At 70.6% G+C, this 11,962-nt stretch carries 12 protein-coding genes; 8 read left to right on the top strand and 4 right to left on the bottom strand.

The features are described 5' to 3' along the window. Positions 1-147: 147 nt before the first annotated feature. From B2515_RS06860 to B2515_RS06850, 3 genes are read right to left on the bottom strand one after another with little or no spacing between them, the layout of a single operon-like run. The gene (locus B2515_RS06860) at positions 148-2,397 is read right to left on the bottom strand and encodes a xanthine dehydrogenase family protein molybdopterin-binding subunit (protein WP_293875132.1); all 2,250 of its coding nucleotides are present in this window, start codon (positions 2,395-2,397) and stop codon (positions 148-150) included. After that, positions 2,390-3,448 carry an FAD binding domain-containing protein gene (locus B2515_RS06855; RefSeq protein ID WP_293875129.1) on the bottom strand — a complete coding sequence of 353 codons (1,059 nt, stop codon included), beginning with the start codon at positions 3,446-3,448 and terminating at the stop codon, positions 2,390-2,392. The genes B2515_RS06860 and B2515_RS06855 overlap by 8 nt, the downstream gene beginning before the upstream one ends. After that, on the bottom strand, positions 3,445-3,933 hold the full coding sequence (locus B2515_RS06850; protein ID WP_293875126.1) for a (2Fe-2S)-binding protein: 489 nt from the start codon (positions 3,931-3,933) through the stop codon (positions 3,445-3,447). Before B2515_RS06850 ends, B2515_RS06855 begins: the two co-directional genes overlap by 4 nt. A gap of 176 nt (positions 3,934-4,109) precedes the next feature. On the opposite strand from B2515_RS06850, the gene B2515_RS06845 reads away from it, so the two are divergent. Further along, positions 4,110-4,622 carry a TetR/AcrR family transcriptional regulator gene (locus B2515_RS06845; RefSeq protein WP_293875125.1) on the top strand — a complete coding sequence of 171 codons (513 nt, stop codon included), beginning with the start codon at positions 4,110-4,112 and terminating at the stop codon, positions 4,620-4,622. Between the two features lie 19 nt (positions 4,623-4,641). On the opposite strand, the gene B2515_RS06840 is transcribed toward B2515_RS06845, so the two are convergent. Continuing rightward, on the bottom strand, positions 4,642-5,640 hold the full coding sequence (locus B2515_RS06840) for a LacI family DNA-binding transcriptional regulator (protein ID WP_293875124.1): 999 nt from the start codon (positions 5,638-5,640) through the stop codon (positions 4,642-4,644). A gap of 169 nt (positions 5,641-5,809) precedes the next feature. Between B2515_RS06840 and B2515_RS06835 the strand changes: the two genes are divergently transcribed. From B2515_RS06835 to B2515_RS06805, 7 genes are read left to right on the top strand one after another with little or no spacing between them, the layout of a single operon-like run. Then, positions 5,810-7,024, top strand: coding sequence for an MFS transporter (locus B2515_RS06835; protein WP_293875122.1), 1,215 nt, complete (start codon positions 5,810-5,812; stop codon positions 7,022-7,024). A 5-nt stretch (positions 7,025-7,029) separates the two neighbouring features. Next, positions 7,030-8,085 carry a sugar phosphate isomerase/epimerase family protein gene (locus B2515_RS06830; protein WP_414711371.1) on the top strand — a complete coding sequence of 352 codons (1,056 nt, stop codon included), beginning with the start codon at positions 7,030-7,032 and terminating at the stop codon, positions 8,083-8,085. Next, complete coding sequence (locus tag B2515_RS06825) at positions 8,082-9,233, top strand: Gfo/Idh/MocA family protein (RefSeq protein ID WP_293875120.1); 1,152 nt, start codon at positions 8,082-8,084, stop codon at positions 9,231-9,233. Before B2515_RS06830 ends, B2515_RS06825 begins: the two co-directional genes overlap by 4 nt. After that, the gene (locus B2515_RS06820) at positions 9,230-9,619 is read left to right on the top strand and encodes a c-type cytochrome (RefSeq protein WP_293875119.1); all 390 of its coding nucleotides are present in this window, start codon (positions 9,230-9,232) and stop codon (positions 9,617-9,619) included. Before B2515_RS06825 ends, B2515_RS06820 begins: the two co-directional genes overlap by 4 nt. Then, positions 9,616-10,527 carry a hydroxypyruvate isomerase family protein gene (locus B2515_RS06815; RefSeq protein ID WP_293875118.1) on the top strand — a complete coding sequence of 304 codons (912 nt, stop codon included), beginning with the start codon at positions 9,616-9,618 and terminating at the stop codon, positions 10,525-10,527. Before B2515_RS06820 ends, B2515_RS06815 begins: the two co-directional genes overlap by 4 nt. 25 nt (positions 10,528-10,552) lie before the next feature. After that, the gene (locus tag B2515_RS06810) at positions 10,553-11,119 is read left to right on the top strand and encodes a gluconate 2-dehydrogenase subunit 3 family protein (RefSeq protein WP_293875117.1); all 567 of its coding nucleotides are present in this window, start codon (positions 10,553-10,555) and stop codon (positions 11,117-11,119) included. Further along, a complete protein-coding gene (locus tag B2515_RS06805; protein ID WP_293875116.1) occupies positions 11,116-11,949 on the top strand; it encodes a sugar phosphate isomerase/epimerase family protein in 834 nt (277 codons plus the stop codon). The genes B2515_RS06810 and B2515_RS06805 overlap by 4 nt, the downstream gene beginning before the upstream one ends. Positions 11,950-11,962: the final 13 nt, after the last annotated feature.

Genomic DNA, 11,962 nt, shown 5'->3' with positions numbered 1-11,962 from the left:
GGCGGACCCCGGTGGCGTGCCAGATCTGGCGGTAACGCCAGCGTTCCGCGCTCGCCCTCACCCTTTCGGCGCTACGCGTCTCTTCCCTCTCCCGGCGGGAGAGGGAAGAGACGGCGAAGCCGGAGAAAAGGTGAGGATGGGGGCCGCTTACACCAACGTCTCGATCGCGATCGGGAAGCGGCGTGGGCGGACCCCAGTGGCGTGCCAGACCGCATTCGCGACCGCGCCGGCGCTGCCGGTGATGCCGATCTCACCGACGCCCTTGATCCCGAGCGCGTTGACGTGGGCGTCCTCCTCGGGAATCTGGATGCATTCGAGCGAGGGCACGTCGGCGTTCACGGGTACATGGTATTCGCCGAGGTTCGGGTTCATCACCCGGCCGCTGCGCGGATCGACCACCGCCGCCTCGTGCAGCGCGAACGACACGCCCCAGATCATGCCGCCGTACAGCTGGCTGTCGACCATGCGCGGGTTGATGATCCGCCCCGCGGCAAAGGCGCCGACCAGCCGCGTCGCGCGCACCTGACCCAGTTCGGGATCGACCTTCACCTCGGCGAAGACCGCGCCGTGCGCGTGCTTCGAATAGGCCTCGCTTGCCGGGTCGGCGGCGGCATGGCCGTTGCCCTCCACCTCCGTCTTGCCGGCGCGGCGCAGGATCGCGGCATAGCTTTCGCCGCGGCTCTCGTCGTCGCGGCGATACAGATGCCCGTCGCGGGCGACCACGCCGGCATTGCCCGCGCCGTAGAGCGGCGAATCCGGCCGGTCGACCGCCAGCGCGGCGAGCGCGTCGATCACCGCGGCGCCGGCCTCGTGGATCGCCATGCCCGCGGTCGCGGTATGCCCCGATCCGCCGGCGATGCCGGCATCGGGCAGGTCGGAGCTGCCCGAGCGGAAGTCGGTGTCGGCCATATCGAGCCCGAGGCTGTCGGCGGCGATCTGCGCCAGCGCGGTCCACGCGCCCTGCCCCATGTCGTGCGCGCCGATCTCCACCGTCCCGCGCCCGTCGTCGCGAATCACCGCGCGGGCGTTGCCCTCGAACATCAGCGCCGGGAAGATCGCGGTGCCCATGCCCCAGCCGACCAGCAGCCCGTCGGCATCGCGCATCGTGCGCGGCTGCAACGGCCGGTCGGACCAGCCGAAGCGCGCCGCGGCCTGCGCATAGCATTCGCGCAGCGCCTTGGAGGAAAAGGGCTTGCCGTCGAGCGGATCGACCTCGGCATAATTGGCGAGGCGGAAGGCGAGCGGGTCCATCCCGCAGGCATAGGCCGCCTCGTCGATCGCGCATTCGAGCGCGATCGATCCGCTCGCCTCGCCCGGCGCGCGCATGAAGCCGGGCGTGCCCGAATGGACGCGGACGACGTCGTGGCTGGTCGCGATCGCACCCGCCGCATAGACCGACTGGCTGGTGTTGGACGAGGGTTCGAAGAAATCGTCGAACACGCTCGACACGGTGCGGGTGTGATGGCCGAGCGCGGTCAGCCGCCCGTCCGCGTCGGCGCCGATGCGCAGGTCCTGCCGGGTCTGGCCGCGGTGGCTGACCGCGCCGTACATATGCTCGCGGCGCAGCACGAGCTTGACCGGCCGGTCGACCAGCCGCGCGGCGAGGATGCCGAGCACCATCGGCCCGGCCACCATCCCCTTCGATCCGAAGCCGCCGCCGAGGAACGGGCTGCGGATATGGATGCCGGCGGGATCGATGCCGAACAGCCCGGCGATGCGGCCCTGCGCCATCGCCATGCCCTGACTCGGCATGTCGATCGACAGCGTGTCGCCGTCCCAGGCGGCGACGATCGCATGCGGCTCCATCGGGTTGTGATATTGCGCCGGCGTCTCGTAGCGCGCCGCGATCCGCACCGCCGCATCGGCCAGCCCGGCATCGAGGTCCCCCGTCGCCGCGGCGGCGGGCGCGCCCGCGCCGACGACCGGCGGCACGAACGGGTCGGCGGCGTCGAGGCCGATCAGCGGCGCCTCCGCGTCATAGGTCGGCGCCAGCAGCGCCGCGCCCTCGGTCGCCGCCTCCAGCGTCTCGGCGATCACCACCGCGATCGCCTGTCCGGGATAGCGGACGCGGTCGTTCTGCAGCAGGTCGAGCCGGAACATGAAGGGATGCTCCTTCGCGTCCGGGTCCATTGCCAGCGGCGGGCGGTTGGCGGGGGTCATCACCGCGACGACGCCGGGGTGCGCCTGTGCCGCGGCGACGTTCATGCCGACGACGCGGCCGTTGGCGATCGTCGCGACCCGCATCACCGCGTGCAGCAGGCCGTCGGGGTGGGCATCGGCGGCATAGGCCGCGCGGCCGGTGACCTTCAGCATCCCCTCGGCGCGGGTCAGCGGCTGACCGATATTGGAGCCGTGGCGGCGGTGGAGCGGAGCGGGCGTCAGCGTCAGGTCAGCCATGATCGATTTCTCCGGCAGCGGCGGCGAAGGGCGAGGCGGGTAACGGCGGCAGGCGGTCGGGCGTGCCCGCCGCGGCGCGGATCAGCGCGCGGACCGCGATGCGGCGTGCGAGCGCGATCTTGTAGCCATTGTCGCCGGAGGCGCGCGCATCGGCGAGCGCGGCCTCCGCCGCTCGTTCGAAGGTGGCGCGGGTCGGCGCCTCCCCGGTGAGCAACGCCTCGGCGGCCGCGGCGCGCCACGGTCTGGCCGCGACCCCGCCCAGCGCCAGCCGGCCGGCGCGGATGCGGCCGTCGGCGATGTCGAGCGCTGCCGCCGCGGAGACGACCGCGAAGGCATAGGAGGTCCGCTCGCGCACCTTGATGTAGCGCTGGTGCGCGGCGAACGCGCCCGCCGCGGCGGGCAGCCGGATCGCGACGATCAGTTCGCCGGGCATGAGGGCGGTTTCGACATGCGGCGTGTCGCCGGGCAGGCGGTGCAGCGCGGCGAGCGGCACGTCGCGGCGACCGTCGACGCCCTCGACCTCGACGATCGCGTCGAGCGCGACCAGCGGCACGCAGAAATCGGAGGGATGCGTCGCGATGCATTGCTCGCTCCAGCCGAGCACCGCGTGCAGCCGGTTCTCGCCGTCGCGCGCGTCGCAGCCCGATCCCGGCACGCGCCGGTTGCAGGCGCTGGCGGTGTCGTAGAAATAGGCGCAGCGGGTACGTTGCAGCAGGTTGCCGCCGACCGTCGCGGCGTTGCGCAGCTGCGGCGACGCGCCCGACAGCAGCGCCTCGGCCACCGCCGGGAAGCGCGCGGCGAAGCCGGGATCGAAGGCGAGCGTGCTGTTGCGAACGAGCGCGCCGATCCTGACGTCGCCATTGGCCAGCGTCTCGATCCCGTCGAGTCCGGGCAGCCTCGTCAGGTCGACCAGCCGCACCGGCTGCGTCACCCCGCCCTTCATCAGGTCGAGCAAATTGGTCCCCGCCCCCAGATAGGCCGCGCCGTCCGCGCTGCCGGCGCCGACCGCCTCCGCGACGCTCGTCGGTCGATGATAGTCGAAGCGGTTCATGCGAGCTCTCCCGCCGCCATCGCGCGCTGCGCGGTGCAGACCGCCTCGGTGATCCCCTTGTAGGCGCCGCAGCGGCACAGGTTGCCGCTCATCCCCTCGCGCACCCGCTCGGGGTCGTCGCCCGCCTGCCCCTCGGCGATCAGGCCGATCGCGCTCATGATCTGGCCGGGCGTGCAGAAGCCGCACTGGAAGCCGTCATGCGCGATGAACGCCTGTTGCACGGGGTGCAGCGTATCGCCGTCGGCGACGCCCTCGATCGTCAGCACCTCGGCGCCGTCATGGCTGAGCGCCAGCGCGAGGCAGGCGTTGATCCGCCGTCCGTCGACCAGCATCGTGCAGGCGCCGCACTGCCCGCGGTCGCAGCCCTTTTTGGTGCCGGTCAGGTGCAGCCGCTCGCGCACGAGGTCGAGCAGGGTGACGCGCGGATCGTCGAGCGTGATCGCGTGATGCTGGCGGTTGATCGTCAGGCCGATGGAGAATGTCATGCCGCGACTCCGATCGAGTTATGATAGCAAGGATGCCCGGGCCGTTTATACGGAGGATGCCTCCGTTTTTCAACGGTGCTTTTTCAAAGGGGTATGACGGATCAGGGATGGAGACTGCGCCGACACGCCCGACACGCCGGACGAGAGCCGATGCGACGCGCAATCGCGAAACGCTGGTGACCGCCGCTAAGGCCGTGTTCGCGCGGGACGGCGCCGCCGCGAGCCTCGAGGCCGTGGTGCGCGAGGCGGGGTTCGGCATCGGCACGCTCTACCGCCACTTTCCGACGCGCGAGGCGCTGTACGAGGCGGTCTATCGGCGTGACATCGAGCAGCTGGTCGCACTGGCCGATGCGGCGACCGACAGCGGCGATCCGGTCGCGGACCTGCGCCGCTGGCTGCACGCGATGGTCGACATGGTCGCGACCAAGAAGGGGATGATCGCCGCCTTCGCACTGGCCGCCGACACGACGTCGGCGATCTCGGCGCGCTGGACGGGATCGCTGACCGGCGCGCTCGACGCGCTGCTCGACCGCGCGGTGCGCGCCGGCCGGGTCCGGCCGGACATCCGCGGCGAGGAATTGCTGCTCGCGGTCGTCGGCATGTGTATGCTGCGCGACCAGCCCGGCTGGCAGGCGAGCGTCGCCCGGCTGATCGACACCCTGGTCGACGGCCTGCGCATCCCGGACTGACGCCCTCCCCCACCTTCCGTCAGGGCACCCGCGCGGTGCTGCCGCGGACGACCAGTTCGTGATCGAGGGTGACGTGGCGGCTCGGACTCTTGACGTTGCGCAGGATGGCGACGAGCAGTTCGACGGTGCGGCGGCCGATCATCGCCTTGGGCTGGGCAATCGTGGTCAGCGGCGGCTGGAAATAGCGGGCGAGCGGCAGGTCGTCGAACCCCGCCACGGAGATGTCGCCGGGGCAGGACAGTCCGCGCGCCGCGACCGCGGCGATCGCCCCCAGCGCCATTTCGTCGCTGAAGCAGAACAGCGCGGTGACGCCCGCGTCGAGCAGCGCCGCCGCCTGCTCGAACCCCGACCGCGCCGAATAGTCGCCGGTCCGCACCGCCACTTGCTCCGCCAGCCCGGCCCGCTGCGCCGCCGCCATCGCACCCGCCAGGCGGTCGCGGCTGATCGGGCTGATCGCCGGGCCGGTGACGAGGCCGATCGCACGATGCCCGAGCGACACCAGATGATCGACCATCGCCGCACTCGCCGCCGCATTGTCGATATGGACGCTCGGCACGCCGATGTCGGGGCTGTATTCGCAGCCGTTGACGATCGGCGCGGCCGCGCCCTGCTGCGCGAGCAGCGGCGCGAGGCTGGCGGGCAGGCGATGGCCGAGGAAGATCAGCCCGTCGACCTCGCGCCGCGACAGCATCTCGGCATATTGATCCTCGACCTCCGGGTCGTGGCGCGTGTCGCCGACGACCACCGCATAGCCGGCATCGCGCGCCGCCTCCTCCGCGCCGCGGATGACGCTGGCGAAGAACGGGTTGGAGATGTCGGGCACGGTCAGCAGGATCCTGGCGGCCCGCAGCGTGCGCAAGGTCCGCGCCGCGACATTGGGCCGGTAGCCGAGCGCGCGCACCGCCTCCAGCACCCGGTGGCGGGTCGATTCGGCGACGCGATCGGGCTGGCTGAGCACGCGCGACACCGTCGCGGTGGACACGCCCGCCCGGGCGGCGACGTCGATGATCGTCGGCATCGCGCGGTCATGGATCGGGACGGTGACGCTGTCGATCGCGATCGTATGTAATCCTTTACATCGTTGGAGGACCTGCCTAGCCTGATCCCCGTCAAGCAGGCAAACTGCGATGGAGGGGATGGCGATGGCCATAGCGCAAGGTGCTGCGAACGCTGATGGAACCAGGGCCGTGCCCGGGGCCGACGGCTGGCTGACCGGCCGGCTCAGCGCGCTGATGTTCATGCAGTTCTTCGTCTGGGGCGCGTGGAACGTCACGCTCGGCCTCGTCATGCAGACGGTCGGCATCGGCAGCCTGATCGGCAACGCCTTTTCGGTCGGGCCGATCGCCTCGATCGTCGGATCGTTCCTGCTCGGCATGGCCGCCGCCCGCTACGTCGCGCCGCGCATGCTGATGGTGATCCTGCATCTGGTCGGCGGCGCCATCCTGTTCGCGCTGCCCGCGCTGGTAACGCCGGAACATGGCGCGACCTTCGTCTGGCTGCTGCTCGGCTATATGATCCTCTACATGCCGACCGTCGGCCTCGCCAACACGATCGCGCTCAAGAGCTTCGGCGAGCGGACCGACAATTTCCCCTTCGTCCGCGCCTTCGGCACGCTGGGCTGGATCGCCGCGGGGCTGATCGTCGGCTGGGCGGGCCTGTCCGCCAGCCCGGCGATCTTCCAGGTCGCGGCCATCGTCTCGGTCGCGCTCGGCCTCTACAGCTTCACCCTGCCCAACGTCTCCGCCGACGCGCCGCGCGACGAGAGCGTGCTGCGGCAGGTGCTGTGCGTCGAGGCGTTCGGGCTGATGCGGCAGCGCTCGTTCCTGATCTTCATTCTGTGCGCGACGCTGATCTCGATCCCGCTGGCGATGTATTATGCCTATGCCTCGCCTTATGTCGGCGCCGCGGGGATGAGCAACGTCGGCGGCACGCTGGCGATCGGCCAGATGTCCGAACTCGTCTTCATGTTCTCCATGCCGTGGCTCTATCGCCGCTTCGGGGTGAAGCCGCTGCTGCTGGTCGGCATGGCCGCCTGGGCGCTGCGCTATGCGCTGTTCGCGATCGGCGACGGCGGTGCGGGGCTGTGGGCGGTCTATCTGGGCGTCGCGCTGCACGGCGTCTGCTACGATTTCTTCTTCGTCGCCGGCGCGATCTACACCGGCACGATCGCCACGCCCAAGGGCGTGAATGCGCAGGCGCAGGGGATGCTGACCCTGTTCACCTATGGCGTCGGCATGCTGCTGGGGTCGCAGATCGGCGCGGCGCTCTATGCGCAGCTGCCCGCCAACCCGACGATCGCCGACTGGCATGCGATGTGGTGGTATCCCGCGATCGCCGCGGCGCTGATCGCGCTGCTGTTCCAGCTCACCTTCCGGGACGATCGCAAGGGGGTGATGGCGTGACCGCGATGCAGGGGCCGGGCATCTTCCTCGCCCAATTCCTCGGCGATGCGCCGCCGTTCGACACGCTGGAGAATCTCGCGCGCTGGGCGTCGGGCCTCGGCTATGCCGGCGTCCAGATCCCGTGCGATTCGCGGCTGATCGACCTGCGTCAGGCGGCGGAGAGCCAGGCCTATTGCGACGACCTGACCGGCATGCTCGCGCAGCACGATATCGCGATCACCGAATTGTCGACGCATCTGCAGGGGCAGCTGGTCGCGGTGCACCCCGCCTATGACGCGCTGTTCGACGGCTTCGCCCCGCCCGAGGTGCACGGCAGGCCCGCCGAGCGCCAGCGCTGGGCGGTCGAACAGGTCACGCTCGCCGCGCGCGCCAGCGCCAGGCTGGGCCTCAAGGCGCATGCGACCTTCTCCGGCGCACTCGCCTGGCCCTATGTCTATCCCTGGCCGCAGCGCCCCGCCGGACTGGTCGAGGAGGCGTTCGCCGAACTCGCCCGGCGCTGGCTGCCGATCCTTAACGTGTTCGCGGACGCCGGCGTCGATTGCGCGTTCGAGGTCCACCCCGGCGAGGATCTGCACGACGGCGCGAGCTGGGAACGCTTCCTCGAGGCGGTCGGCGGCCACCCGCGCGCGCGCCTGCTGTTCGACCCGTCGCATTTCGTGCTGCAACAGCTCGACTATCTCGACTTCATCGACCGCTATCACGACCGGATTTCCTGCTTCCACGTCAAGGATGCCGAGTTCAACCCGACCGGCCGGTCGGGCGTCTATGGCGGCTATCAGAATTGGGTCGATCGTGCCGGCCGGTTCCGTTCGCTGGGCGACGGGCATGTTGATTTCACGCCCATCTTCAGTAAGTTGGCGCAATATGGCTATCAGGGCTGGGCGGTCCTCGAATGGGAGTGCGCGCTGAAACGCAGCGACGACGGCGCGCGCGAGGGCGCGCCCTTCATCCGGGATCACATCATCCGGCTGACCGATCACCCGTTCGACGATTTCGCCGCGAGCGGCGTCGACCGCGCGGCGATCCGCGCGTTCCTCGGCCTGCCCGGGGACGCGGCATGACGGCGACGCGGCATCCGCTCCGGCTCGGCATGGCCGGCGGTGGCGAGGGCGCGTTCATCGGCGCCGTCCACCGCAAGGCCGCGGCGCTCGACGGCGACTGGCGGCTGGTCGCGGGGGCGTTCAGCACCGATGCCGATCGCAGCCGGCGCAGCGGCGCCGCGCTCGGCCTCGATCCGGCGCGCGCCTATGCCTCGATCGACGCGCTGATCGCCGGCGAGGCCGCGCTGCCCGCGGACGAGCGGATCGATGCGCTCGCGATCGTCACCCCCAACCACCTGCACGCGCCGATGGCGATCGCCGCGCTGGAGGCGGGATTCCACGTCTTCTGCGAAAAGCCGATGGCGATCAGCAGCGACGAAGCGCGCGCCATCGCCGCCGCCGCCGAGGCGAGCGGACGCCGGTTCGCGCTCGCCTTCACCTATAGCGGCTATCCGCTGGTGGAGGAGGCGCGGGTCCGCGTCGCGCGCGGCGACCTCGGCGCGATCCGGCTGGTGCAGGTCGAATATCTGCAGGGCTGGCTCAGCCTGCCGATCGACGGCGAGGGCAACAAACAGGCGGCGTGGCGCACCGACCCCGCGCAGGCCGGCCCCGGCGGCTGCCTCGGCGATATCGGGACGCATGCCTTCCATCTCGCCGAGCATGTCTCCGGACTGCGGGTCGAGGCGGTCGCCGCCGATCTCGCCACGCACGTCGCCGGGCGCCGGCTCGACGACGACGTCGGCGCGCTGCTGCGCTTCAACAATGGCGCGCGCGGGCTGCTCAAGGCAAGCCAGGTCGCGGCCGGCGAGGAAAACGGGCTCAAACTGCGCATCCATGGCGAGCGGGGCGGGCTCGAATGGGCGCAGATGGAGCCGAACACGCTGACGCTGCGCTGGCTCGATCGCCCGGCCGAGACGATCCGCGCCGGCGGTCCCGGCCTCGATCCCCGCACCGGCGCGCTGCTGCGCACGCCGTCGGGGCATCCGGAGGGCTATATCGAGGCCTTCGCCAACCTCTACCGCGCCTTCGCCGCGACGATCCGGGGCGAGGACGCCTGGTATCCGGGCGTCGGCGACGGGTTGCGCACGATGGCCTTCATCGACGCCATCGTCGCCAATGCCGCATCGGACCGGAAATGGACGACTATCCCCTCGGGAGAGACCGAATGAAATTGTTGCTGGCCCTTGGCGCGGGCACGATCGCCAGTGCGGCGCTGCTCGCCGTCGCCGCGCCCACCCTCGCGCAGACGACGGCGGCCGCCGCGCCGCCCGCCTTCGCCGCCTGCCGCGCCTGTCACACGGTCAACAAGGGCGGGCGCAACGGCATCGGCCCGAACCTGTACGGCGTCGTCGGCCGGCCCGCCGCGGCGGCGCCCGGCTTCAACTATTCGCCCGCGATGAAGGCGAGCAAGCTGCGCTGGGACGAGAAGACGCTCGACACCTATCTCGCCGGCCCGGCGAAGGTCGTGCCCGGCACCCGCATGCCGATCGCCACGCCCGATGCGGCGAAGCGCGCGACGATCATCGCCTATCTGAAGGCGGAAGGCGCGAAATGACCCTCTCCCGCCGCACGCTGATCGCCGCGGGTGCCGCCGCCGCCGGCGCCTCCGGTCTGGCCATGGCGCAGGGCCGCCGGTCGAACGCCGCGCGCTTCTCGCTCGGCTTCGCGCCGCACGAGGGCAGCTTCGCCAGCCGCGGCGACCGGATCGAACAGATCGCCTATGCCGCCGACCAGGGCTTTACCGCCTGGGAGGACAATGAGGCGGCGGGCCGGCCGGTCGCCGAGCAGGAGGCGATGGCGAAGGCGCTGCGCCAGCGAAACATGACGATGGGCGTGTTCGTCGCCAGCATGCCGAAATGGTCGCAGTCCCGCCCTCTGCTCGGCGCCAACGACGGGGCGGAGCGCGAGGCGTTCCTCGCCGATATCCGCGCGTCGATCCCGGTCGCCAAGCGGCTCGACGCGACGCGGATGACCGTCGTCACCGGCTTCACGGATCCCAAGGTGCCGGTCGACATCCAGACCGCGCGCGTCATCGACGTCATGCGCCGCGCCGGCGACATCGTCGCGCCGCACGGCATCGCGATGGTGATGGAGCCGCTCAACACCCGCACCAACCACCCCGGCGTCTATATGCGCTCGATCGCGCAGGGCTATGCGGTGGCGCGCGGCGCGAACAGCCCGGCGGTCAAGATCCTCGCCGACCTGTATCACGAGCAGATCCAGTCGGGGAATCTGATCCCGACGCTGGACATGTGCTGGGACGAGGTCGGCTACATCCAGTTCGGCGACAATCCAGGCCGCAAGGAGCCGGGCACGGGCGAGGTCAATTTCGCCAATATCGTCAAATGGCTGCGCGTTAGACGCTATGCCGGGGTGATCGGCATGGAACATGGCAATTCGGTTCCGGGCCGCGCCGGCGAGGACCGCCTGATCGCCGCCTATCGCACGATCGACCAGGCATGACGCAATCGAGGACAGGAGAGCCGCAATGATCGACCGCAGGACCGCGCTCGCCGGCGTCGCCGCCTTGTTCGGGACGACGGTCTTCGCGCCGATCGCGCGCGCCGCCGGGCTGGTGCCGGGCACGCTGCCGACGATCAGCGAAGGCCCGCCGAGCGCCGCGGTGTTCACCGCGCCCCAGCGCGCGCTGATGACCGCGCTCAGCGAACGCGTCATCCCGACCACCGACACGCCGGGCGCGATCGCCGCGGGCGTGCCGGCCTATATCGAGAAGCTGCTCGCCGACTGGGCCTATCCCGCCGACCGCGTGCCGATCCTCGCCGGCCTCGACGCGATCGAGGCGCGCAGCGTGCAGGATTACAGGGTTGCGGCCGCACAGGCGACGCCGGCGCAGCAGGACGCGCTGCTGACGCTGGCGATGGACGACCGGATCCCGGGCGGCGGCCTGTTCTTCACTGCCTTCCGCCAGCTCGTCATCACCGGCTATTATACGTCGGAGATCGGGATCACCCAGGAACGCGAATATCTGCCGGTGCCGGGCGAATACAACGGCGCCTTCCCCTATGCTCAGGTCAACAAGGTCTATAGCGCATGATCCTCGATCGCAGGCACCTGCTCGCCGGCGCCGTCGCGCTGCCGGCACTCACCCTGCCCGGCATCGCCGCCGCCGCCCGGCTCGGCGCGATCGGGCTGCAGCTCTATACGGTGCGCGAGCTGTTCCAGAAGGACCCGGTCGCAACGCTGGAGGCGGTGGCGCGTATCGGCTATCGCGAAGTCGAATATGGCGGTGGCGGCTATGACGCCATGGACCATGCGATGCTGCGCCGGACGATGGATCGGCTCGGGCTGAAGGCGCCGTCGGTCCACATCGCCTATGACGCGCTGCTCGGCCGGTTCGACGCATCGGTGGCGATGGCGAAGACGCTGGGTGCCGACACCGTCGTGCTGCCCTATATGACCGACGAGCATCGCAACGAGGCCGCGTGGCAGGCGGCGCTGCCGAACTTCAACCGCATCGCCGCCGACCTGAAGACGGCCGGGCTCGGCTTCGCCTATCACAACCACGATTTCGAATTCACCAACCGCCCCGGCGGCGTCAGCCTGTACGACCGGTTCCTCAAGGACACCGATCCGGCGCTGGTGACGGTGGAGCTCGACCTCTATTGGGTCGCGCATGCCGGCGTCGATCCGGCGGCGCTGATCGAGCGGCTCGGCCGTCGCCTCTACGCCTTCCACGTCAAGGATACGCGCGCCGACGGCGACATGGCCGCGGTGGGCGCGGGCAAGACCGACTTCGCCCGGCTGTTCCGGCTGAAGGGCGCCGCAGGCGTCCGCCATTTCTACGTCGAGAACGATCGCGCGCCCGCGCCCTATCTGCCCGACATCACGACCAGCTTCCGGACGCTGCGCGCCCTGCGCGTCTGACCACATAACCCTG

The sequence above is a fragment of the Sphingomonas sp. UBA978 genome (assembly GCF_002292295.1).
GTDB lineage: Bacteria > Pseudomonadota > Alphaproteobacteria > Sphingomonadales > Sphingomonadaceae > Sphingomonas.
This window is presented reverse-complemented; position numbering and strand designations above follow the sequence as displayed.

Bases quoted from the DNA above. Each gene is read 5' to 3' on its own strand.
- B2515_RS06805 (WP_293875116.1), top strand. From the start codon at position 11,116: ATGATCCTCGATCGCAGGCACCTGCTCGCCGGCGCCGTCGCGCTGCCG.
- B2515_RS06855 (WP_293875129.1), bottom strand. From the start codon at position 3,448: ATGAACCGCTTCGACTATCATCGACCGACGAGCGTCGCGGAGGCGGTC.
- B2515_RS06830 (WP_414711371.1), top strand. From the start codon at position 7,030: ATGCAGGGGCCGGGCATCTTCCTCGCCCAATTCCTCGGCGATGCGCCG.
- B2515_RS06810 (WP_293875117.1), top strand. From the start codon at position 10,553: ATGATCGACCGCAGGACCGCGCTCGCCGGCGTCGCCGCCTTGTTCGGG.
- B2515_RS06840 (WP_293875124.1), bottom strand. From the start codon at position 5,640: ATGCCGACGATCATCGACGTCGCCGCCCGGGCGGGCGTGTCCACCGCG.
- B2515_RS06850 (WP_293875126.1), bottom strand. From the start codon at position 3,933: ATGACATTCTCCATCGGCCTGACGATCAACCGCCAGCATCACGCGATC.
- B2515_RS06825 (WP_293875120.1), top strand. From the start codon at position 8,082: ATGACGGCGACGCGGCATCCGCTCCGGCTCGGCATGGCCGGCGGTGGC.
- B2515_RS06815 (WP_293875118.1), top strand. From the start codon at position 9,616: ATGACCCTCTCCCGCCGCACGCTGATCGCCGCGGGTGCCGCCGCCGCC.
- B2515_RS06820 (WP_293875119.1), top strand. From the start codon at position 9,230: ATGAAATTGTTGCTGGCCCTTGGCGCGGGCACGATCGCCAGTGCGGCG.
- B2515_RS06860 (WP_293875132.1), bottom strand. From the start codon at position 2,397: ATGGCTGACCTGACGCTGACGCCCGCTCCGCTCCACCGCCGCCACGGC.